General features: G+C 45.8%; 17 protein-coding genes and 3 tRNA genes. 10 read left to right on the top strand and 10 right to left on the bottom strand.

Annotated features, from left to right (window positions below; translation table 11 throughout):
- Positions 1-484: 484 nt before the first annotated feature.
- The gene (locus D0A37_RS08595) at positions 485-1618 is read left to right on the top strand and encodes an SAM-dependent methyltransferase (RefSeq protein ID WP_190663241.1); all 1134 of its coding nucleotides are present in this window, start codon (positions 485-487) and stop codon (positions 1616-1618) included.
- A 324-nt stretch (positions 1619-1942) separates the two neighbouring features.
- Complete coding sequence (locus D0A37_RS08590; protein WP_242723216.1) at positions 1943-3646, top strand: lipoxygenase family protein; 1704 nt, start codon at positions 1943-1945, stop codon at positions 3644-3646.
- 126 nt (positions 3647-3772) lie between these two features.
- On the opposite strand, the gene D0A37_RS08585 is transcribed toward D0A37_RS08590, so the two are convergent.
- From D0A37_RS08585 to D0A37_RS08560, 6 genes are all read right to left on the bottom strand, one after another.
- Positions 3773-4924, bottom strand: a complete 1152-nt coding sequence (locus tag D0A37_RS08585) for a fatty acid desaturase family protein (protein WP_242723213.1) — start codon at positions 4922-4924, stop codon at positions 3773-3775.
- 321 nt (positions 4925-5245) lie between these two features.
- Positions 5246-6511: a glutamate-5-semialdehyde dehydrogenase gene (locus D0A37_RS08580; protein ID WP_242723211.1), complete on the bottom strand. Its 1266-nt coding sequence runs from the start codon at positions 6509-6511 to the stop codon at positions 5246-5248.
- Positions 6512-6515: 4 nt separating this feature from the next.
- Positions 6516-6920: a hypothetical protein gene (locus tag D0A37_RS08575; RefSeq protein ID WP_242723209.1), complete on the bottom strand. Its 405-nt coding sequence runs from the start codon at positions 6918-6920 to the stop codon at positions 6516-6518.
- Positions 6921-7168: 248 nt separating this feature from the next.
- Positions 7169-7240: transfer RNA gene (locus D0A37_RS08570), tRNA-Gly, on the bottom strand.
- A gap of 13 nt (positions 7241-7253) precedes the next feature.
- Complete coding sequence (locus tag D0A37_RS08565; RefSeq protein ID WP_242725881.1) at positions 7254-7538, bottom strand: hypothetical protein; 285 nt, start codon at positions 7536-7538, stop codon at positions 7254-7256.
- A gap of 96 nt (positions 7539-7634) precedes the next feature.
- The gene (locus D0A37_RS08560; protein WP_242723208.1) at positions 7635-7865 is read right to left on the bottom strand and encodes a hypothetical protein; all 231 of its coding nucleotides are present in this window, start codon (positions 7863-7865) and stop codon (positions 7635-7637) included.
- A 23-nt stretch (positions 7866-7888) separates the two neighbouring features.
- On the opposite strand from D0A37_RS08560, the gene D0A37_RS08555 reads away from it, so the two are divergent.
- From D0A37_RS08555 to D0A37_RS08545, 3 genes are all read left to right on the top strand, one after another.
- Complete coding sequence (locus D0A37_RS08555) at positions 7889-9706, top strand: ABC transporter ATP-binding protein (RefSeq protein ID WP_242723206.1); 1818 nt, start codon at positions 7889-7891, stop codon at positions 9704-9706.
- A 204-nt stretch (positions 9707-9910) separates the two neighbouring features.
- Positions 9911-9992, top strand: a tRNA-Tyr gene (locus D0A37_RS08550).
- Between the two features lie 73 nt (positions 9993-10065).
- Positions 10066-10137: transfer RNA gene (locus D0A37_RS08545), tRNA-Thr, on the top strand.
- A gap of 300 nt (positions 10138-10437) precedes the next feature.
- Here D0A37_RS08545 and D0A37_RS08540 read toward each other — a convergent pair.
- Entirely contained in the window at positions 10438-12999 is a 2562-nt protein-coding gene (locus D0A37_RS08540) for an alkaline phosphatase D family protein (RefSeq protein WP_242723203.1), read from the bottom strand.
- A 145-nt stretch (positions 13000-13144) separates the two neighbouring features.
- On the opposite strand from D0A37_RS08540, the gene D0A37_RS08535 reads away from it, so the two are divergent.
- The 5 genes from D0A37_RS08535 to D0A37_RS08515 all read left to right on the top strand — a co-directional run bounded on the left by D0A37_RS08535 (position 13145) and on the right by D0A37_RS08515 (position 20589).
- Complete coding sequence (locus tag D0A37_RS08535; RefSeq protein WP_242723201.1) at positions 13145-15307, top strand: CBS domain-containing protein; 2163 nt, start codon at positions 13145-13147, stop codon at positions 15305-15307.
- Positions 15308-16387: 1080 nt separating this feature from the next.
- Entirely contained in the window at positions 16388-17254 is an 867-nt protein-coding gene (bchL, locus tag D0A37_RS08530; protein ID WP_006634709.1) for a ferredoxin:protochlorophyllide reductase (ATP-dependent) iron-sulfur ATP-binding protein, read from the top strand.
- Between the two features lie 34 nt (positions 17255-17288).
- On the top strand, positions 17289-18704 hold the full coding sequence (locus D0A37_RS08525) for a DUF5331 domain-containing protein (RefSeq protein WP_242723198.1): 1416 nt from the start codon (positions 17289-17291) through the stop codon (positions 18702-18704).
- A 162-nt stretch (positions 18705-18866) separates the two neighbouring features.
- Positions 18867-19199, top strand: a complete 333-nt coding sequence (locus D0A37_RS08520) for a hypothetical protein (RefSeq protein ID WP_242723196.1) — start codon at positions 18867-18869, stop codon at positions 19197-19199.
- Complete coding sequence (locus D0A37_RS08515) at positions 19180-20589, top strand: ferredoxin:protochlorophyllide reductase (ATP-dependent) subunit N (RefSeq protein ID WP_216670582.1); 1410 nt, start codon at positions 19180-19182, stop codon at positions 20587-20589. The genes D0A37_RS08520 and D0A37_RS08515 overlap by 20 nt, the downstream gene beginning before the upstream one ends.
- Before the next feature lie 129 nt (positions 20590-20718).
- On the opposite strand, the gene D0A37_RS08510 is transcribed toward D0A37_RS08515, so the two are convergent.
- The 3 genes from D0A37_RS08510 to D0A37_RS08500 form a co-directional block, all read right to left on the bottom strand.
- The gene (locus D0A37_RS08510; RefSeq protein WP_242723194.1) at positions 20719-21708 is read right to left on the bottom strand and encodes a DNA-processing protein DprA; all 990 of its coding nucleotides are present in this window, start codon (positions 21706-21708) and stop codon (positions 20719-20721) included.
- On the bottom strand, positions 21705-22592 hold the full coding sequence (locus D0A37_RS08505; protein WP_242723191.1) for a phosphoribosyltransferase family protein: 888 nt from the start codon (positions 22590-22592) through the stop codon (positions 21705-21707). Before D0A37_RS08505 ends, D0A37_RS08510 begins: the two co-directional genes overlap by 4 nt.
- A 259-nt stretch (positions 22593-22851) precedes the next feature.
- Entirely contained in the window at positions 22852-23154 is a 303-nt protein-coding gene (locus D0A37_RS08500; protein WP_242723190.1) for a ParA family protein, read from the bottom strand.
- Positions 23155-23183 lie beyond the last annotated feature (29 nt).

Below are 23183 nucleotides of genomic sequence, written 5' to 3'. Positions count from 1 at the left end.
CGGCATTTTTTCTGCATCCCCTGATTCCTTAACTATAAGTCGCGATCGGCATTTGCTTCTCGTTGCGTCAGCTCAAGCACCCAACTGACAACAGTTTAAAAAAAGAATACAACTCTAGGTAAGATCCCAACTCTTAGCTCATCAGTTATTCCCAATTCTTTAATCTATCTAAAATCTCAAATGGTATAACTGATTACTAAAATCGCCATCGCACCGTGATAATACCCCCATTCAAGCTGTGGAGTTAATCTGAAATCTCCAATCTCCAATCTCAAATGGGCTGACATAATTCTTAATAAAATTAAGATCGCCCAAAGCCCGATAAATCCGTTATCAAATCCCCTTCAACGGCGATATATTTTTAGGATTTTTCGGAATTTTGCTGTGGAAACCTGAGTTGGCAATAGTTTCAGCTTTTTTGCTCTCTAACAACCAGCTAATTTTCGTGAGATAGAATAGCAGCATCTTTAAAACCAGTATAGCCATGACTTCATCAACAGCCCTACAAAGCATCGAAAAACACATTCCCATCGTGGGAAATATCCATACCAAAAGTCCGATCGCCTACGGAGCAACCCGCCTAGCAGTCAGTGCAGTTAACGCGGCCCACATGGCAGTAGCAGAGTCTTATATCAACGGTTTAGAAGTACCGGATTCTGTATTGCGATCGCTTTTTGATACCTGTATGCCCGTATTGTTCCGGCACTTTCCCTCCCTGCTTACAGCCTACGAATGGGTACTGACAGAAACAGATCGTACCGCCGAAGGGCCGCGGGATTTAATGAAGATTCAGTACGACTTACCTCAAGCAATGCTGAATCCGATGTTAGGCGACGGAAAACTCATTTATCCTAAATACAGCATGGGATTGTGGGAAAAAGGAGCGGCAAACCTTGAACAATCGCAAATGCACATGATTGATGATGTGATTGAGAAGCTAGAGATTCAGGATGGCGACAATATTTTAGACTTTGGCTGCGGTTGGGGTTGTGTTCCCAATTACATTCTTTCCAAATTCCCCAATGTCACCTTTACCGGGATTAACTTGAGCCACCAGCAATGCGAGTATATGCGTCAGAAGATGCAAGACCCCGAAAGCTACCTTAGTTCTGGTCGATTTACCCTATATGAAGGAGATTTGAACGAGGCCCAATTTGAGACAAAATTTGACAAAATTCTCTCCATCGGAGTTTTTTGTCATGTAGGCAATTTAACGAAAGCTTTCCAAAAGCTGGCATCTTTCCTGAACGATAATGGCAAAGTTTTTATTCACATCATCACAGTTCGCATTCCCAACAATATATCCAGCGTTTTCACCCACAAATACATTTTCCCCCACGGTCGTTACTGGAAATACGATGCAGTTCCCAGCCACAACAAAGACCTCAAAACCATAAAAAACTGGTATCTCAACGGACACAATTACTCTACAACCTTAGCTACTTGGCTGAAAAACTTTGACGATTCTCAGGCAATAGTCAAAGATTTAGACTACGGCATGGACTATGCCAAATTTCGTCGCATCTGGCGGTTTTACTTGATTTGGTTTGTGTCTAATTTCGCGAGTTGCGACGGCGAATACAACGGCAATGGCCAATATTTAATGGTTCGTGCCTAACCGCTAATCAGTAGACCCAGCTCAAAAAAACAAACACCCCGAACCCCGACTTCTCAAAGAAGTCGGGGTTCTTGAGTGCGAGCTACTTATCGGGAGAATGAAACCTTTCAACCTAGATTTAGCGCGATCGATAAGTCTTGCCTTCTTTTGAGGAATTTTTCTGAGTTTTAAAAAAAAATCCGGAATAAGATTATCGATCGGTGAATAAGACCTATATCAAGCGCGAGCCTGCACAATACTTTTTAAATTCCATCCTCGATTGGTAGTGAGGATCTCCGATATTTTACTACAAAAAGAGAGTTGATTTATACAATGGTACACAATATGAAACCTTCTCTTCCTCAAGACGACCCGAACCAAGAACAGCGCCAAAATTTCTTGAATCGTCAGCAACAAGCTTATCAGTTTGACTATGAGAGTTTATCACCTTTGGCATTATTGAAAAATGTGCCCGCAGTCGAGAACTTTTCGAGCAAGTATCTTGCAGAACGCATATTAGCAACATCGGAACTTCCAGCAAATATGCTGGCAGCCGATTCGAGAACTTTTCTCGATCGTCTCGACGAACTCCAAGACTATGAAGACTTTTTTACTTGCCTGCCGCTACCTGGAGTTGCCAAAATTTACCAAACCGATCGCTCTTTTGCAGAACAGCGCCTGTCTGGAGCAAATCCAATGGTGCTTCGCCTCCTAGATGCGAGCGATCCTCGGGCAGAAACACTGAGGGGTCTTTCCAGTTTGCACCCCTTATTCGATCTGCGCCAAGAGTTGCAGGACAAAAACATTTACATTGCCGATTACACAGGTACTGACGAACACTATCGCGCGCCTGCTCTCGTTGGAGGCGGAACCTATGAAAAAGGCAGAAAATACTTGCCGAAACCACGGGCTTTTTTCGCTTGGCGGTGGACGGGAGTCCGTGATCGCGGTGAAATGACACCTATTGCCATTCAACTAGATCCGACGCCCGGTAGCCATGTCTACACGCCTTTCGATCCTCCTGTCGATTGGCTGTTTGCGAAACTCTGCGTACAAGTAGCAGATGCCAATCACCATGAAATGAACTCGCATTTAGGTCGAACTCATCTGGTGATGGAACCAATCGCGATCGTCACCGCCCGACAGTTGGCCCAAAATCACCCGCTTAGCCTGCTGCTGAAACCGCACTTTCGCTTTATGTTGACCAACAACGATCTGGCGCGTTCTCACTTGATCGCTCCTGGCGGGCCCGTCGATGAACTGCTAGGCGGCACCTTGGCTGAGACAATGGAACTGACTAGAGAGGCGTGCAGTACATGGAGTCTCGATCAATTTGCCTTACCCGCTGAACTGAAAAATCGGGGAATGGATGACCCCAATCAACTGCCTCACTATCCTTACCGAGATGATGGATTGTTGCTTTGGGATGCGATTGAAACCTTTGTATCGGGCTATCTTAAATTCTTTTACCCGACGGAGATCGCGATCGTACAAGATGTGGAACTGCAAACCTGGGCTAAAGAATTAGCGTCTGATGACGGCGGTAAAGTCAAAGGAATGCCCGACCACATCGACACAGTTGAACAATTAATTGCAATTGTCACAACTGTAATTTTTACCTGTGGCCCGCAGCATTCAGCCCTCAATTTTCCCCAGTATGACTACATGAGTTTTGCGGCAAATATGCCCTTGGCAGCCTACCGGGACATTCCTAGAATTACTGCTTCGGGTACTCTAGAAGTGATTACGGAAAATGACATTTTACGGTTGCTTCCTCCGTACAAACGAGCGGCTGACCAACTGCAAATTCTGTTTATTTTGTCAGCTTATCGATATGACCGTTTGGGTTATTACGATAAATCTTTCCGAGAACTCTACCGGATGAGCTTCGATGAAGTTTTTGCGGGAACGCCGATCCAACTTTTAGCCAGACAGTTCCAGCAAAATTTGAATATGGCAGAACAAAATATTGATGCCAACAATCAAAAACGAGTCATTCCTTATTTTGCTCTCAAGCCTTCGTTGGTGCTCAATAGTATCAGTATGTAGAATTAAAAATTCAGTACGATATCTCAAAGTAAGGTGTGCAGTGCACACCTTACTTTGTATTGGTCGTTAGCGTCCCTTTCTAGTTGTAGTCTGGGGGGAACTTGTGAGAGTAACGGGTGTATTTAGCTATGGCAAAGGCGTTACAGCAGAATTATCAAGAGGGCAAGTTACCGAAGTTTTCCCTAAATAATCAGTTAAGGTAACTTCATCTTTGTAATGCCTAGGAGTTTCTATTAACAATTGCCAAGCTTCACCAGCATCCAGTAAATTCATCCGCCCCGGATAGTGAGTTTGGATCAACTCTTGAACCAAAGGGTAATAGTCTGAGTTAAGACTAGGGAAAATATGATGCTCCGTGTGATATGAAAAATTGAAATGCAACAGATCAAATATTTTAGGAACCCGTATTGAAAGACTATTAATCAGCGGGTCATTAACACTTGTCATCCGGCAAATCAGATGATTCGTGTAGATATAAAACATGATTCCTGAATGACCAATTGCTAACGGCAGAAAATAGCCAAAAGCTAGTTTTAGGGGATGAAAGTCTAAATAGAATAAAATGCTCAAATGCAGGCATAAAATTCCCATAAACTCAAGGGCAATTGTCCACCTATCCCGAACACTGACTGTAAAAGCAGCCGGCACATAATCAACCGACTTATTATTAAAGAACAGAATCGAAGAGAGGTTGGAAAAATTATGAAATAACCACGAGCCTGCCATCCCTACTATGAAGAACCAAAATGGATTGAAGTCAAGAGATGGTACAAAGAAATTTTGAATCCATTTTCCCCAAGTATTAGGCTGTTGGTAGAGGTAATTGCGATCGGGATCTCCTAAAGAATTTGTTTTACTGTGATGTACAATGTTATGAAGAGATTTCCACTGAGTCGGGGGCATAAACAACATTGCGAACCCTAGAAAACTAATGAGATCAGTCAGGCGAGACTTTTTCTGCACACTACCGTGCATGAAATCATGGGAGATAAATGATAAAGCTATTACACTATTACCCATAATCAAAGCTAAAGGTAAATAAAGCCATAAGAGATATACAGGCCAATGATCGAGACGAGAGGCAATTCCCCAACCCAGTAGCAAAATGCCCATATTAATGAACAGTATAACCAACTTACTACCATCGGGTGTAAAGGCTTCTGATGGCAGAAGTGGGCGCAATTTCTTAGCGTATACTGAGTGTGGAATTAGCGTTCCTTCGCCTAAAGTCGGGGTTGCCGTCTTGTCTAGAGTATTGAGTGATTTTTCTGATTTCATGTGCTCGATAAGAGTATTTTCATGTGACTTAATAAGTTTCTAAATTTAATTAGATCCCGTACCCGATTTTAGATGGAACCCACACATAAATCCGACGGCTTATTGTCACGCTGCGGAGATTTTATCTGTCTCCAATGCGGCTATCCGGCAGCTTGTGATCAAATTGCTTTAGATCAAGGCTGCCTGATTTTTGTACCAAGATATTATTGTATCCTATAAAAATATTTTTGGAACAACTATTAAAGGCTTACGCATCGATAATATTCTCCCACTTTTCAGTTTGGTTTAATCCCAATAACCAATCCTAAATAACCTATAATATTAAAAAAGTCCGTTTCCCTGAACAATTTCTTTGATTGTCGTCAGGGTATCTAAGCCGATCAATCCCCGACGATAACCTTTTTGGTTGGACATTCCCAAAAATATCGCATCTCCCCGATTTTGATAGCGCCAAAACCGAGGTGAGGCATTAATAAAAGTTGAGGCGCTGTTAACATCCAGAGCAAATTGGCGACTTTCTAAGTAAGATTCAGTGGCGATGCAGTCCGCGTGGCCGCTGCTGTAGCGGTTGATCCAGCCGATCGCAATCTCTAAACTATCGACAACTTTAAAAGCGATGGTTTTGTTTAAATAAGGTTGAGTCCACTCGTATGGTTCCGCCAGCTTCAAGTCTGGGAAATCTGCGACGAGATCCGCATCACCGCTAATTTGAAAGCCTTTTTCTTTTAAACTGTTCCACAGCCTGAGTAAGGAAGAAGGCTTTTGGTTGCGATCGATCAGCACTTTCTCGATCGCATTAACAGGATCGGGTACGCTTTGATGACTGTCCAAAATCATCCACCTTGCCATCTCCAAACTGCCAGTCGGTGACCAATAAAGGTAACAATTTCCCATGGCCGACCTCAAAACTGGTGCTGTGCATAACCTTACTACTTGCTGCACCAAACTTGGTCTGCCGTAGGGAATAATTAAATTGAGATATTGGTCTTGAGTGACCAATTCTCGGATCGAAGCGCCCCGATCCGGCGGCAGTACCTGCAAACATCCTGAGGGCAAACCGACCTCATCGATCGCCGACACCAAAGCTTCTCCAATTACAGTATTAGTTTGCCAGCTTTCGCTGCCACCTTTGAGAATCAAACTGTTAGCGCTTTTGAGACACAAACCGGCTGCGATCGCGCCCAACTCGGGAAACGCCTCGTAAATTAGAGCGATCGCCCCCAGCGGTAGCGACTGACAGTAAACCTGACAGCGATCAACCTGATAAGAAGCATTGATCACCCTGCCGATCGGATCTGGCATTTCCCCCAACCGTTCCAGAATTTGCACAGTTGTCTTGATCCGTTCCGGCGTCAGCTTCAGCCACTCCACAATCAACTCGGGAATCGCCATGTCCCGACTCGCTTCTAGATCCAGAGTATTTGCTTCTAAAATGTCATTTTGCCGGCGTTTCAGCGAGCCCGCCATCGCCTGCAAAGCAGCAGCGCGATCCGCACTCTTTGTCGCAGCCAACTCCAAAGAAGCTTGATAAGCGCGACGCGCGACATTTGCGGCATCTGATGAATGGGTAAAATCCTCTATTATCATCTCGCTAACGCCTGTAAGCGAGCCATACCATCAGCGCCGGCAGCATTGCTAGCAGCACCGCGACCATTGCCCACAGAATAATATTCGGGCCCGGCGAGTGTAGCGCCAAGGGCAACCAAATCACTAGCGGCACCAAGATCATACCCAAAGCCAATGGCAAGTAATGGGCCTTCAAACCCGGATGGGCTCTGTTCCACTGGTTCCCTGTCCACCGCCAAGCCTGCTTGTAAGGATAGTTCGTTGATAGTTGCTCGATCACGTCTCCACTTTCGTCCAATACAAATATTTGTTGACAGCGGTTGCAGCCAAAGGCTTCTGTCAACGTTATAGGCACTAGACGACCCCGCCGTCGGCAAGGACAGGGGTACTCATCGTTTAAGTCAATCTTGGGAGCTTTTTGAGAGGGCACTAGCGATCGGATAAAAAAAGCGTTTTTGCAAAAATAATCGTTAACATATCCAGTTAATCAAACTTGTCAATTCCGCCCTAGCGAGGCTTTCAACTGCCTATTCCGAGGTATCGCCCCATCGGCAATTTTGATTTGCAAGTTCTGGATTCAATCTTACCACTAACTTAGGTATTTTCAACCATCCTTAGGAATAGACCGAAAACTTTCTTGATCTACTTTCCGGTTTTCTTGATTTTTTTATCTTCTAAAGCGGGTGACGCGATTCGAACGCGCGACATTCACCTTGGCAAGGTGACGCTCTACCACTGAGCTACACCCGCATTTCCTGCGGTATTAACAATATTGTCTCAATTCTCGAAATTTGTCAAGTGTTTTTAGTAAGTTTTTTTCACAAACCCAGTAAAACCCCCCAAAGTCTATCCCCACCTGAAATTTCAGCACCCAGATTCTTAACCAAATCAGTAATTGCCGTGAAAATTGACCGCCATCCGCCGACGGCAAAGCTACAATCAAGCTGGAATTGTCGGAGAACACTGTCATGTCAGATTTAAATCGCGGAATCATGAAGTTCAAGGGCGCTGACAGTCCTATAGCGATCGCCATTTCGGCGATTGTCATTGCCGGCGGAATCGGCTTCTTGATCTGGTGGGCCCTCCAATCAGCCTACACCTTCAGCTAACAGACTACTCAAACGTAAAACTTATAAGGCCTTGCTCAGAAGGCAGAATTTAAGAAAAATTCTGTCTTTTGCATTTTTTTGCCCTTAGTCTTGAGTTTATTTCCCAGGAATGCCGATCGATGGCGGACGATCGAATGATTGCCATAAATCACCCGATCGGGCGAGTCGCTAGCATGAGCCGAGATGACTCCCCGATCAACTACTTTTGTAGTACAGTTGTAAACAAAGCGCGCCGACAGCGCAATTTTAAATCCAAGTGTTTGCAAGGGTTGTATCTCAACACAAATTTATGGCAAGCTTTCAGGACATCCTCAAATACTACAGCCGCTACTGGAAAATATCCGTTTACAGCATAGGCGCATCCAGCGTTTTGGCACTAGCCGATTTGCTTGTTCCCTACGCGATCGGTCAAATATTAAACGTATTGTCGGATCAACCTACAGATACAGTAACGAAAACACTCATAACAGCGATCGCCTCTGTTACCCAGCACTCACCCAACAAAATATTATCGCTATCCGTCTTGCTGGGCATGATTTTTCTGGTAACAGTCGGCAAAGCACCGATACAGCCTTGGGTGGCAAATTGGTTCCACTGGGCGATACCATTGAGGGCAAGGCGCGATCAAATGAGAAGTGCGATCGGCAAAATCCTCACCTTACCCCTAGAATTTTACGACGAAAACAACGCCGGACGGGTTGCCAGCCGCATCGCCAAAGGCATCGCCAACCATACTTGGACTTACCCAGAAATTGCCGGCGAATTCATCCCCGAAGTCGTCCGCTTAATCGGCATTTTTACCGTTATCTGCTTAATTGAGTGGCGGATTGGCTTATTAATTTTGGTTTCATTCCTATTTATCCTCAGTTTCACCCTCAAAGGCCTGCAAGGGGTGACTGCGCGGGAAGAAATTCTGGATGAATACATCGAAGATACCGAAAGCCGCAACTCGGAAATTATCACCAACATCAAAACAGTCAAAGCTTTTGCGACAGAAAGCGATGAACTCAAAAGGCAAACCACCAGACTCGATCGCGAATTAAAAGTCGTGATCCACCGCATTCACCGAGGATACGTCATCCTGGGGACATACCAGCAGACAATCGTCCAGTTGTGTTTGTTTTCAGTTCTTGGTTTTAGCTTAGCAGCCACGGTTGCAGGCAAAATTTCCCTCGGATATTTTGTTACCGTCTACACCCTGGCCAGCATGGCATATTCCCAACTGCGTCCGATTAGCATTATCGCCGAATTATTAGCCCGACGCTATTCTTCAATGATCCGGTTCCACGAGTTTATGCAAACGCCCGACGGTGTTGATGCGATTAATTTAGCAGAAAATGCTCGATCGGCGTCGCCTTATAAATTTACCGGCAAAGTTGAGCTCAGCGGTTTGACCTTCGGGTACGACAGTCAAAAACCAGTTTTGCAGGATGTGAATTTATTGATTCATCCCCGTCAAACAGTAGCATTAGTCGGGCGATCGGGTTCCGGGAAATCCACTTTAGTTAAACTTCTGTTTCGCTACTTTGAACCCAACTCCGGCCGCATTCTGATCGACGGAGAAGACATTCGCAGCTTAGACGTGACTCGCTACCGTCAGCGTTTAGCGATTGTCCACCAAGAAGTAGACGTTTTTAACGGTACTTTGCTGGAAAATTTGACTTACGGAAACAGAAATGCAACTTTCGAGCAAGTTGAGGATGCTTGTCGCATTGCCCAAGTAGAGGATTTTGTGCGGCTGTTGCCCCAAGGTTACTATACCGTGGTCGGGGAGAGAGGAATGCGGTTGTCCGGCGGTCAGCGGCAGCGGTTGGGGATTGCGAGGGCGCTTTTGGTGGAGCCGGATGTGTTAATTTTTGATGAGGCTACTTCTAGTTTGGACTATGAAAGCGAGCGAGCGATCCAGCTAGCCATGCAGAATATTCTCGGTACGCGCACCACCATAATTATTGCCCACAGACTCAGTACAATTCGCGAAGCCGATGCGATCGTCGTACTCGACGGCGGTAGAATCGTCGAAGTTGGCAGCCACGAAGAACTTTTAAGCCAACAAGGTATTTACCGCCGCCTGCACTCCCTGCAAGAAACCGGGGAATTAATGAATTAGCGATTTCCTGCTAACTCTTCGTCTAGACTTAGGGTGCTCCGGGCGGGCACCCAGCCTAGACGTAGCAATGCACACCTTAAACAGTGTTCAATTCTCCCGTCTGCCACTAACTCACTTATGTGTTCTCAAGTTAATGATTAGAGTTTTAAATATAATGTTGCAAATAAAGATTCTGGTGCTAGGATTTATAACTGTGATGGAAATGGGTCGATGCCCGAGCGGTTAATGGGGGCGGACTGTAAATCCGCTGGCTACGCCTACGCTAGTTCAAATCTAGCTCGGCCCACCTCAATTTAATAAAAAGTTAAAATTTAAGAATTAAAAATTAATTTTTTAATTGGAGGTTCTTAATTTTTTATGCCCGTGTAACTCAGTGGTAGAGTACCTCCTTGGTAAGGAGGAAGTCACGAGTTCAAATCTCGTCACGGGCTTCCTAATTTATAGTATATCCACCAAGGGTTTCAGCTTCAATAAATCAGAAGAAAATCCGGGTAGTCCTGCATAGTCAGGATTTCACCCCCCGGCGGACACGGGAGCATCTCATATTTGTAACAACACTTCTTCTAGCTCCTTCCTTCTTCCTCTGTCCTCCTGGCTCCTGGCTCCTGGCTCCCCACTCCAGTTTCTAGCTTGGCTGCTTTCATTGAGATGCTCCCGGCGGACACTCGCACAAACTCATCACAATATTGTACCCGTATCGAAATCCCCGACTTGTTCAAGAAATCGGGAATCTAATCATCCTCATCCAATCCCAGCGGCACAAAATATTGACTGTAAACCACACTATCCGGCTCCCAAAGAGGCCGCCAATAAACATTTTGCATCACCGCTTTCTCCCCATCACCCTCAGCAGGCCACTGAAAACTGACGATCGCAATATTGCTATATCCCACAATCTCATCACCCTCTTGCACCCAGCGATTGCGCCACAACAGCGATATAAAATTCCACAACCTATGCAGCAGTGGCAATTGTTTATTTTTATGCGATCTATCTGACGCAGTTCCATTTTCTTGCTGCAAAAACACCCGAGCTCTTTGCCGTTTAATCCAGTCAATCCGATAGCCCCAATCAGGCGGCATAGATTGTCTATTTCTGAGACCAGCCGCCACAGCCTTCTTTCTGCTCATCCTCGAAATATTCATTAATTCCAGCGGCTCATTCCATCCCAAACATTGGTGCGATCGCTCAGGAAGCAACGACTTAATCTTAGTATGAACTAAATGCGTTGTCCACTCCTCATTGATAAAAGCACTAGCAGTCAACTGCGCCAGCACAGAATATTGACAACTTGACTTATAATTCGCCCCCCTCAAAGGCTCAAGATTCGGTCGAGAATCGCCAAAATGACAATCATACCAATAACTCAGTCGCACAGCAGCAGCATAGTGAATATCCCCCGTCAACACAATCACCCGATCGCGCTGTTTAAAAAATTCCACCAACAGCTTCACAAAAGCTAACTCATGAAAATTCCAAGCATCCCCCGCATCACTACTAAAAACCTTCCCCTGTTCCACATCCCACTTTTGCACCGCATCAATAATCCACAAACCCACCAAATTTGTCGGCACAACCACCAGCGTCGCCTCAATCTCAAACTCCCCAGTTTTATTCAGCAAATCCGTCTCCTTCAAAGGTTCCTGAATTTGCTCCTCAAAACCTTTGTGAGTCAAAAGCATCGGCGGATCGATCGGGCTTTCCACCGGATACCCCCGCCAAGTCCGCGTATCCAGCACAATTACCTCGTGCTTAAAACTTCTCACAATAAAATGCCAATTCAAAACCTCATTTACACCCTCACAATCCCGATCCAAAATAAAAACATCTTCATCTAATTTCAACTTCGGTAAATGTGTTTTCGGATCGAGTCCTGGAATTCCCAAATGCGAAGCCGCATCCTCCCAAGCAGAAACATCAGTCCCCGCCGAAGCAGACCATTTTTCAGCAGCCTTTAATAATTTATCTCCCGGTTTTTCGCGATCGAACTGTGCGGGCGTATTTCCCCAAGCCTGAAACACAGCGTAAGCCAGCAAAGCATTCTGCACCACCCGCCGTCCCAGCGGCTTCCCCAGCACCCGGTAACACCACTCTCGATTCAAATACAAATCGTCGCTAACATCATGGTCGTCGCAAATCATATAAGTAGGAATATTCGCTAGCGCCCTCCTCACCCTCCACAAATTGCGAGCAAAACCGTTAAGTTCAACTACTTCTCTATCCCAGACTTTTGCCTGCTTAGAATTTGGACAAATATCCTTACCCTTCGGAAAACGCTCGCACCAGAGTATCGGCGACCAAACTAACAAATACATCGCATAATATTCGCCCAAGCTAAACAAGTGACTTTTAGCCTTGTCCGGTTTATTCACCAACATCGCCGTAAAGCCACCAAAATCTCTGGCAATATCGCTGCGAGTCCCCGGTTTTAACTCAATTGGTTTTTTGGACTCATACTCAGCATCAGACGGTTTCTGAATTGGCGACTCTCTAAAAATTTCCCTTTCTTGGGCAACTACATTTTCGTTTTCCGAATTTTTAGGTATACTGATACACAAATTCTTTTTAATTTGGGCATCATCCATCAGGGGTAGACTCTCTTCCCAGCCCAACAGTGTATCGCCAGCATCAGTCAAAGCCCACAGCATCGCATCGGCAACATCGTCGCCGTAAATTTGGTCGCCGGTTAAAAACAGTTGGTGGGGCCTGCTATTTGCCGTACCTGCAAACTGTTCGATCGAATTATCCAAGATTGGCAGCGCATCTCTGCCGTCTCCGTGGGGCTTGCGACAAGAACCGTGAACGATACGCAAATAGTTTAAATCCTGCGGTGGCAGGGCAAAAGTGGGCAACTGGTGAGCGAAATAACTAATCGTCTCCCGTCCCAAAGCCGACAAATCAGGAGAAGCAGGCCACAGACAAGAAATGAGATTTTCTTTCTCATTTTCTGGGACTGCAACCCCCGACGGCGACTCGCTACTCCCAGCAAACTTGATGTCATAAGCATAAACTTGCCCAGATGTCAATCCCTTGCTATTAATTGGTTTAGCAGTCACCGCGACTACGTGCAGGTATTTGCCGAGCTGCACGGTAGAATTCGCACCTTGGAGCAAGGGCCGATCGACAATTTCGCCGATTCCGCCCTCTGTCGAATAAACCTTAAGTTCGACTTGGCGGGGGGCTTTCAGAGCCAGCCAAACTGTCACGGCCCGACTTTCAGTCCGGCGCAAAATCGGGCCCGCAAGGATCAACGGCAAGTGATGAATTCGATGACTTAATGGCGTCCACGACATAGGATTTTAAAAATAAAAATTAAATAAATAATGTTCTAGCAATCAGATTTTAGGCGATCGAGCATCTATCCCCGCTTAATTAATGCTAAGTCTGCCAACCAAAGTATCTCAAATTGTAACAATTCATTAAGTAAAATTAATAATCATGCTACAAGAAGAACAATTAACACATTTCCAAGATTCAGCCCCGCAGTTGCCGGTAATTAAATCATCAGAACCCACTGGACGCCCCAACAGTCGGCCAATCTACTCCTCACCTTTAGATCAGGCCATCGACCGCCACCCCCTCACCGTGGCTCCAGAAACCCCGATCGCCCAAGTGTTGGCTCTCATGAACCCGATGCGTGTCTCCTGTCAGCTTTGTGGCGAAAAACAAAACGCCGTTGCTAGCGCAGCCAAGCGCAGTTGCGTCTTAGTCGTCGAAGATAATCGACCGATCGGCATTTTTACAGAACGGGATATCGTCAAGCTAACTACCGTCGCAGCTTGTACAGTCGGACTGACAATTGCTGACGTAATGACTCGATCGCCCATTACCCTCAAACAATCCGAGTCTCAAGATATTTTCACAGCTATGTTCACGTTGCGCCAGCACCAGATCCGGCATTTGCCCGTAGTGGACGAGGACTCGCGACTTCTGGGCATCATCACCCGCGAAGCAATTCACGAAGCCCTGCAACCGGTTAACTTGCTAACCAATTTGCGCTGTGCAGCAGATGTCATGACGAAAGAAGTCATTTCTGCCCCAACAACTGCCTCAGCCCTCAATTTAGCCCAGCTCATGGTCAAGAATCGAGTTAGTTCCGTCGTCATTGTCAAAGAGCAAACTCAGCATCCCGATCGCGCGATCGCACCAACACAAAATTATCAAATTCCGATCGGCATTGTCACCGAGCGCGACATCGTGCAGTTTCACGCCCTCGAATTAAACCTCTCCCAAATATCGGCAACTGAGGCGATGAGTGCGCCTTTATTCTGCATATCTCCGGCCGATTCCCTTTGGAGTGCCCACCAGTCCATGCAGCGGCACTGCGTCCGCCGTTTGGTAGTAGTTGGCAGCCAGGGAGAACTTTTGGGCGTTGTGTCTCAGACAAATTTGCCACAAGTTTTTAACCAATCTGAAATGTATGGGACGATCGAGCTGTTGCAACAAGCAGTGGACGATCGAGCCACCCAATTGCAGAAAGCCAACGAACTTTTGCAGCAAGAAATTTTAGAGCGGCAGCGGGCCCAAGAAGCCCTGCGCCAAGCTCACGACGACTTAAAAAAACAAGTTGAAGAACGCACCGCTCAACTTTTAGAATCAAATGAATTGTTGAGACGCGATATTATCAAGCGCCAGCGAGTCGAAGAAGTGCTGCGGCGAAAGCAAACTTGCTTGAAAAATCAAGCGCAGCAATTAGAGGAAACTGTGCGAAAGTTGCAGCAAACTCAAACTCAATTAGTGCAAACCGAAAAAATGTCTTCTTTGGGACAAATGATTGCCGGTATCGCTCACGAAATTAACAACCCTGTTAATTTTATCTACGGCAACCTTTCCCACGCCAGCCACTACATCAAAGAATTGCTCCAACTTTTGGGACTTTACCAGCAGCACTATCCCGAACCAGTCTCGGAAATTCGGGAAGCAGCAGCAGAGATGGAAGTCGATTTTTTGGTAGAAGACTTATCTAAGCTAGTGTCTTCTATGCAAGTAGGAACCGAGCGCATCCGCCAAATAGTTGTGTCCATGCGTAATTTTTCGCGATCGGATCAATCTAACATCAAGCTCGTTGACATTCACGAGGGACTCGAAACCACTTTGTTGATTTTGCAGCACCGGCTCAAAGCCCACGGCACACATCCAACTATTCACATTATTAAAGAATACGGCAATTTGCCCCACATCGAGTGCTGTGCCGGTCAGATCAATCAGGTGTTCATGAATATTATCGGCAATGCTATTGATGCTTTGGATGAAGAAATCCAGAAAGGGGAATGGGCGACGAGAAATGCGAAAAATTCACCCCTGTCAAATCCTAATTCTCCATTGACTGTTCCCACAATTACAATTCGTACTGAAGTTGTTGGTGGCGATTTTGTGGCGATCCGCATTTCCGACAACGGGCGGGGCATACCGGAGGAGATTCGCCGCCAATTATTTGACCCGTTTTTTACTACCAAACCAGTCGGCAAGGGCACTGGGTTGGGACTGTCGATTTCTTACCATTTAGTTGTCGAACAGCACGGGGGGCGGCTCGACTGCGTTTCGGAAGCTGGACGGGGCACTGAGTTTGCGATCGAGATTCCGATCGTCAGTTGTCATTAGTCAGCAGTCATAGGATTTTAGATTGAAAAATTGAAAAATTGAAAAATTGAAAAATTGAAGAATTGGAAATGACTCATTAAGCTCGTGGTTTGGATCGCGGGCCCACAGTTGCATTCTTTTTTTCAACTGGTATCAGTAGTCATGGGGAAGAATCATATTCTCCCAATCCCCCACTCTCCCCGACTCACTCCCACTCTCCCCGACTCACTCCCCCACTCTGCGACTCCCCACCATTTCCTAAAAATTCACAATTTTTTACAAAACACCCGAAACCAGCAAAGTCAATCTTTCCCAATCTAAAATCTAAAATCTAAAACCTAAAATCCCATAACTTTCTCCCTCTCCCCCACTCTGCGACTCCCCACCATTTCCTAAAAATTCACAATTTTTTACAAAACACCAGAAACCCAAGCAAAGTCAATCTTTCCCAATCTAAAATCTAAAATTTAAAATCTAAAATCCCATAACTTTGCCCTCCCCTGACCCAACTCATCCGAACTCACTTCGAGTTTGGCTCATCCACTAGCGCCTTGATGACCGTTCGAGTTACCCGCACCAGCCATCAACTGGCTGCATCCTAGCCCCAAAGCCAAAAGCCCAGATTGTTTGAGAAGTTAATTTTTGTTTTATTTTTGTACCTCTTTATATTAAGAAAGTATTCTAAAATCAATTTAAAAGCTAAAAAAATTATAAAAATAGATTTTTATATCAAAAAACCAGTTAAGATTCCCAGAGGTGCAAAATAAACCAATTTACTAGCATTTTCATTTAGACGCCCCCTTTCTTTTCATCGCAAGTTAGCTAATAATGCTTTCAACGAGGTGACTAAGGGCCGAGTCCAAAATTGGCGTAACCCAAAGACGGATACAAGCCCCAAACAAAAGTCGTCGAGATCGAAAATTTTAGTGAGAGAGAACCCCCAGATTCATCTGTGGAGTCCCTTCTTTCATCTCAAATCTGAAATCTTAAATCGACTGACAGTATGGGCATTGCAATTGGGCTATTGCAATTGGGCGATCGAAAAAAAGCATGAAACCCCAGCCCTCATCGTTTTGATAGAAACCTATAGGAGAACAAAGAGTGAAACTCGCAGTTTACGGCAAAGGTGGAATTGGCAAATCGACAACAAGCTGCAACATCTCTGTTGCCCTAGCCAAGCGCGGCAAGAAAGTTTTGCAAATCGGTTGCGATCCAAAGCACGACAGCACATTTACCCTCACTGGCTTCTTGATCCCCACAATTATTGACACCCTTCAGCAAAAGGACTATCACTACGAAGACGTTTGGCCCGAAGATGTCATCTACAAAGGCTACGGCGGCGTTGACTGCGTAGAAGCAGGTGGCCCTCCCGCAGGAGCTGGCTGCGGCGGCTATGTAGTCGGCGAAACCGTCAAACTGCTCAAAGAACTCAATGCCTTCGACGAATACGACATCATCCTGTTCGACGTGCTCGGCGACGTAGTGTGCGGCGGTTTTGCAGCCCCGTTGAACTACGCCGATTACTGCATGATTGTTACCGACAACGGTTTCGACGCCTTATTTGCAGCCAACCGCATCGCCGCCTCAGTCCGCGAAAAAGCCCGCACTCACCCATTGCGGCTCGCCGGTTTAATTGGCAACCGCACCTCAAAGCGCGACTTGATCGACAAGTACATTGACTCAGTACCGATGCCGGTGCTGGAAGTGCTACCCCTGATTGAAGACATCCGCGTTTCTCGCGTCAAAGGCAAAACATTGTTTGAGATGGCCGAAAGCGATCCTTCGCTCAACTACGTCTGCGATTACTACCTCAACATCGCTGACCAGATTTTGGCAATGCCCGAAGGAGTAGTGCCCAACGACACTCCCGATCGCGAATTATTCGCCTTACTTTCAGATTTTTATCTAAATCCAGTGCAACCGGTGGTCAAGAAGGAGGAAGATGAGCTAGACCTGATGATGGTTTAATAGGTCTAGCGATCAGGATGAGGATAAAGAGGTTATGGCTTTTTTTGATACTTTTTCAGTTGCTCTCAAACAGAAGTGGTTGGACTACTACCAGGTAAATCGGGCTTGGCTGCTCCTGCACATGACGGCTGACAACACGGTCGCCACACCCGACGGCGGGAAAAGGCCTGTTTCTTACCTCATCCTGGGAATTGCGGCTGCCCTGGAGCCGGAACTCCAGCAATTAATGCTGCCCTTCTCAAAACTCAAGCCGGATGCAGACAGCCTGATCGAAGTGTTGGGGCTAAATTTTGACCCGGACATCGCGCTGGGTATGCCCTCAAATATCTCGCCGCAGACGGCCGGCAAATCTCCAACACCCGCAACCACTCAAACTGCCACTACTGCACCCGCAGCAGCTCCAACTGCCACTGCTGCACCCGCAGCAGCTCCAACTGCCACTGCTGCACCCGCAGCAGCTCCAACTGCCACTGCTGCACCCGCAGCCAAATCTAATAAATTGGGCGGTGCTGCCTTAGCAGCAGCCGGAGTAGTCGCCGGAGCCGCTGGTGTGGCAGCAGCAGCGTCAGCACTGAGCACCGAGGATGAATCCTTCGATGAGTTTGAGGAAGAAGCGGTCTCCGACTTCGACATGGACGATGACGAGGAAGAAGCAGTCTCCGATTTCGACATGGACGATGACGAGGAAGAAGCAGTCTCCGACTTCGACATGGACGATGACGAGGAAGAAGCGGTCTCTGACTTCGACATGGACGATGACGAGGAAGAAGCCTCGGCTTTGGACGGTCTAGGTATCGAGGACGATGAGGAAGACGCCGTATCAGACTTCGATATGGGCGACGATGAGGAAGACGCCGTATCAGACTTTGATATGGGCGACGATGAGGAAGACGCCGTATCAGACTTTGATATGGGCGACGATGAGGAAGACGCCGTATCAGACTTTGATATGGGTGATGACGATGAAGAAGAAGCCTTAGCTTTGGGCGATCTCGACCTCGGCGATGATGACGACGAAGCCTCGGCTTTGGGCGGTTTCGACCTCGGCGATGATGACGACGAAGCCTCGGCTTTGGGCGGTCTCGACCTCGGTGATGATGACGAAGAAGCCTCACAATTTGGGACTTTGACCTCTGGAGATCTCGAAGCGGGGATTTCCGATCCGTTTGGGGAAGAAGATGCAGAGTTTGTCGCCGAAGAAATACCTGATCCTTTTGGGACAGCGACCTCAGATGACCTAGATATGGATCTGGGCGACTTGGACGATGACGGTATTGACGATTTCTCTGTATCTGATGACGATGACCTCGACGATCTCGGACTCGACGATCTCGGGGAAGCAACTACCGGAGATCCCGATGAAGATGATTTAGATGCTCTAGGTCTCGGTGATTTGGATTCCGACGATGAGGATGAAGAAATTTCCGGCTTTTTATCGGATTTTAAGTGAGGTTGTTGCGATCGCCAGAGTCTCTCCTAGTGATGAAGTTTCCCGCTCTATTTGTTAGTTGTGAGTTGCGAGTTGTTAATTTTTAATGATCTGCAACTTACAACTGCCAAAAGGCTTTTGGCCTTAGCGAGTTGAAGAACAGTAAATCCCTGCGGTGAGGGATTGTATGCCCTCGCGCAGAATTTTTTAGCTCAAATTTTGGATGCTGCGTCTGCGGAAATATTGAGTTTGCGGCATCTATTTTTCAGAGGAATTAGCCCAAAAATAGGTATTTCTATTTATTGTTCGCTGTGCGTCGCGATCGCACAAAACAGGTGTTTTCTCGCCGCTGCGCCTGTTCGCGTTCGAGAGGAAAAACAACCTATTGCTCTCCGGCGCGATCGCAGCGAGGAGATCGCAAAATCCAGCTATTTCCTCGCTCAGCCGCAAGTCCTGTTCGAGACGAAAAACAATTTAAATGGAGAAGATTTGAGATATGACTGCTATTACTACTAATGAACCGGAAGCTTTAAACTTTGAATGCGAAACAGGCAATTATCACACCTTTTGTCCGATTAGCTGCGTAGCTTGGCTTTATCAAAAAATTGAAGATAGCTTTTTCTTGGTAATCGGTACTAAGACTTGCGGCTATTTCTTGCAAAACGCAATGGGCGTGATGATTTTTGCTGAGCCTCGCTATGCGATGGCTGAGTTGGAAGAGGGCGATATTTCCGCTCAATTAAACGATTATGATGAGTTGAAGCGGCTGTGCTTGCAAATTAAGCGCGATCGTAACCCCAGTGTAATTGTTTGGATCGGCACTTGCACCACCGAAATCATCAAAATGGATTTGGAAGGGTTAGCGCCGAAGCTCGAAGCCGAAATTGGCATTCCCATCGTCACAGCCCGCGCTAACGGCTTAGATTACGCCTTTACTCAAGGGGAAGATACCGTTTTAGCAGCGATGGCTGCTAAATGTCCTGAGAAAGCGCCGGTGATGGAATCTCAGAAACAAGAACGCAATGCTATCTCTCAACTGCTGAATTTCGGCAAGAAAAAAGAGGAAGTTGCCGCAGATGAATCGGAATATGTCAAGCACACACCGCTGGTACTTTTCGGTTCTTTGCCCGATCCGGTTGTTACTCAGCTAACCTTAGAATTGAAGAAGCAAGGAATCAAAGTTTCGGGTTGGCTTCCTTCCAAGCGCTACACTGAATTGCCAGTCTTGGAAGAAGGTTATTATGTATCGGGTATGAATCCCTTCTTGTCGCGTACTGCTTCTACGTTGATGCGCCGCCGCAAGTGTAAGCTAATTGGTTCGCCATTCCCGATCGGCCCTGACGGAACTCGCGCTTGGATTGAGAAGATTTGCTCTGTTTTGGGCATTGAACCCAAAGGTTTGGACGAACGGGAAGCGCAAATCTGGGCTGGTTTGGAAGATTACCTGCAAATAATTCGCGGCAAATCTGTCTTCTTTATGGGCGACAATTTGTTAGAGATTTCTTTAGCACGTTTCTTGATTCGCTGCGGCATGACTTGCCCGGAAATCGGCATTCCTTACATGGACAAGCGCTATCAAGCAGCCGAGTTGGCGTTGTTAGAAAAGACTTGTCACGAGATGGGAGTTCCTACTCCTCGGATTGTGGAGAAACCAGACAATTACAATCAGCTTCAGCGGATTTACGAGCAGAATATTGACTTGGTGATTACTGGTATGGCTCACGCTAATCCTTTGGAAGCGCGGGGGATTAATACTAAGTGGTCTGTTGAGTTTACTTTTGCTCAGATTCACGGCTTTGGTAATGCGCGGGATATTTTGGAGTTGGTGACTCGTCCGCTGCGCCGGAATAATTCGCTGAAGGATTTGGGTTGGGGTAATTTGGTGAAGAATGAAGCGAAGGTTTAATCGTTTTTAGCCTTGAATGAGAAACCCGGTTTATTGAATAAACCGGGTTTTTGCCATACTTGGTATAACTGTTTTCTGCGAGTAGTCCCAACGTCAAGTCAACTTCCCATTAAAATATTACTAAAAAGGTTATATATCCTTTTTTACTTCATCAAAAATGGTAAGTTGATCTCCCTCTTTTCCCTCAATTTTTACTTTTTTGCCGTACCTTGGATCTTCACTATCTGTCCCAAGCGCTGTAAGTATTTCGTCAACTATTGCTCTATTAGTCTTACGGTTTTTCATTAAGTTATAGGCTCCCTGACCTAGCAACTCCTGATTCCCTGTGGCTGTTTCTGGCATTCCTTCATAAACAGCGGCAAATAGTGGAATTCCCATTTTGAGGCTGGCTCTGCCAGCCTCAATACTACCGCCTGTACTACCAGCCTCAATAAGTATCATCGCACCAGAGAGAGCACAAATCGTGCAATTTCGCTGCATAGCGTTTCGTACACTCCATGCTAAACCCGGTAAGAATTCACTGACTACAGCGACTTTCTCCCATTCCAATAATGTCTTCAACTCACGCTTAACCTTAAAGTTAAATATCCCTTCTGCCAGTACCAAAGTTGTTGTTCCACCACATTCCAATGCAGTTCGGTGAGTCATCATATCAACTCCTGCTGCATAGCCCGATACTATATTAACTCCTTTGTTCGCAAGTTGCTCCGCACAGTCATGAGCCGTTGCTAAACCTTTTTCAGTCGCTTTTCGAGAGCCACAAAATCCTACTGACGGCTTATGGAGAAGCCTGGGATTTCCAATGACTGTCAAAAGTGGTGGAGCCTTTTTACCTAGTAAAACACGCAAGCGATCAGGGTAGCTTTCTTCGGAGATAGGCAGTAAAGAGACATTCTCCTGTTGAAGTCGTTCCCAAACTTGCAACACTGAATTCTGATTGGGAAGGAGAGCATTTATCTGAGCTTTTGTCAGTACCTTTTGCAGGATAGCTGGCTCCTCTAAAACTTCTGCCAGTTCCATCTGATACTGGTTAGCTAAGTCCAAAACGGATTTTACTGTAACTGGTCCAATCCCAGGTGTTTCTAAAAGGCGAAGAATAGAAAAAGTAGTATTTTTCATCTACCATCTCTCCCTTTAAGATTATCATCGTTACGACAGGTCTTTTCGCAAGCTAATCCAACTACATTTTTTGCACCTGCTTCTAATAGAAGTAGACCAACATAATTAATAGAAACCCCCGATTGATAAAGGTCATCAACTATCAAGACTGTTTTGCCTTTAAACACATCTGGATCGACTTTTATAGTGTTCTCCAAGTTCTGAAATTTATCTTCCAAAGCAAGGTTTTTGATAGGAAGTCTTTCTATCACAGTGCAAATTTTATTGCTGAGGTTTGTCTTACCCCATTTCTTAGCTATTATGATTGCCAGGTAAGTTGGAAGATCAAATTTTTTGTTGGGCTTAGACGGTGGCATAGCTACAATAGTATCAACTGAGTTGTAGCATTGGACTTTTTGCAGAAAGTTAAGACAAGCTTGGGCTAACTCGTCGGCTGCCGAAAATGTGTCTAATGTAGCTTCAGCATTATAAGGCTTGGCTCGACTGCGGAGGCTACCAATTTTGGTCTGAGGCTTGTTGGGATCACCATCCTCCTTGTCATAGTCTAGGGCAAAAGATAGACCTAAACAGTCCCGAAGGGCAACGTATTGTGAAATAATGGAAAACCAGTTTTTGATCTCCTCAATTTCCTCGTCAGTCACGTTTTTAAGGAAGGTATAAGGGCGCGACCCGGTTGTGGAACGATGAAAGCCAATATGGTTAACCTTACAGACCATTTCAAATCCACGGACGAATGTTTCTTCAAAGGGAAACGAGAGGTTCCAATCTGGGGAGTTCTGGCTGAACTCCCCAGGAGCTTTCAGGGGACGGTCAAAATCAGCTAGGCGGTAGCGCCGAGGCTTCCAGGTGATCATATCCACAATCCGTTCGCGATGAATAGGCATTTTTAATCCTGATTGATAGGCTTTTTTAAATAGCTGTAATCTGTGCCAACACAATTTATGATGAGCTAATCATAAGTTGTAATAGCTCAATACTTCGGACAGCTTTTGATTACCAACCGTAGAATAAGGGTTTCAAGGTGATTCTGCCATCGAGCTACCAACGGAAAATCGAGGGTTTCAGACTACGAACTAAAAACAGTCCGGACTATTGATAGGTTTGTTGACTTATAAATCAATATAACATACCTTGACCAAGCGATCAACAGAGCAACAGACCATCGCACGCCTCCACTGGCCAACAATCTACAGCCTCAATTAGCTTAGGTCTTGATTCCAATGCAGGTGCTAAGCCTGATTTAATATTTTGTTCTTTTTTATATAATCCCTCTAGCTCTTCCTTAGTTGGAAATCCCAGAACCATCTCTGTCAGGTTGCATTGCGGATCAGCATCCACTAAGATTACTTGTTTACCTTTTGTGGCTAACATCCACCCTACATTAAATGTAGTGGTTGTTTTGTTAACGCCACCCTTGTGATTAAATAGAGCTCTTTTCTGAACCATCTTTTTTTATACTTTTGGGGAAGTCAGTA

Origin of the sequence: Microcoleus vaginatus HSN003, from assembly GCF_022701255.1 — a bacterium.
GTDB lineage: Bacteria > Cyanobacteriota > Cyanobacteriia > Cyanobacteriales > Microcoleaceae > Microcoleus > Microcoleus vaginatus_B.
This window is presented reverse-complemented; position numbering and strand designations above follow the sequence as displayed.

Excerpts from the sequence above, each read along its gene's own strand:
- D0A37_RS08595 (WP_190663241.1), top strand. The coding sequence starts at position 485 with ATGACTTCATCAACAGCCCTACAAAGCATCGAAAAACACATTCCCATC.
- D0A37_RS08590 (WP_242723216.1), top strand. The coding sequence starts at position 1,943 with ATGAAACCTTCTCTTCCTCAAGACGACCCGAACCAAGAACAGCGCCAA.
- D0A37_RS08585 (WP_242723213.1), bottom strand. The coding sequence starts at position 4,924 with ATGAAATCAGAAAAATCACTCAATACTCTAGACAAGACGGCAACCCCG.
- D0A37_RS08580 (WP_242723211.1), bottom strand. The coding sequence starts at position 6,511 with ATGATAATAGAGGATTTTACCCATTCATCAGATGCCGCAAATGTCGCG.
- D0A37_RS08565 (WP_242725881.1), bottom strand. The coding sequence starts at position 7,538 with ATGACAATCGCCGAAATGGCGATCGCTATAGGACTGTCAGCGCCCTTG.
- D0A37_RS08555 (WP_242723206.1), top strand. The coding sequence starts at position 7,889 with ATGGCAAGCTTTCAGGACATCCTCAAATACTACAGCCGCTACTGGAAA.
- D0A37_RS08540 (WP_242723203.1), bottom strand. The coding sequence starts at position 12,999 with ATGTCGTGGACGCCATTAAGTCATCGAATTCATCACTTGCCGTTGATC.
- D0A37_RS08535 (WP_242723201.1), top strand. The coding sequence starts at position 13,145 with ATGCTACAAGAAGAACAATTAACACATTTCCAAGATTCAGCCCCGCAG.
- D0A37_RS08525 (WP_242723198.1), top strand. The coding sequence starts at position 17,289 with ATGGCTTTTTTTGATACTTTTTCAGTTGCTCTCAAACAGAAGTGGTTG.
- D0A37_RS08515 (WP_216670582.1), top strand. The coding sequence starts at position 19,180 with ATGACTGCTATTACTACTAATGAACCGGAAGCTTTAAACTTTGAATGC.
- D0A37_RS08510 (WP_242723194.1), bottom strand. The coding sequence starts at position 21,708 with ATGAAAAATACTACTTTTTCTATTCTTCGCCTTTTAGAAACACCTGGG.
- D0A37_RS08505 (WP_242723191.1), bottom strand. The coding sequence starts at position 22,592 with ATGCCTATTCATCGCGAACGGATTGTGGATATGATCACCTGGAAGCCT.
- D0A37_RS08500 (WP_242723190.1), bottom strand. The coding sequence starts at position 23,154 with ATGGTTCAGAAAAGAGCTCTATTTAATCACAAGGGTGGCGTTAACAAA.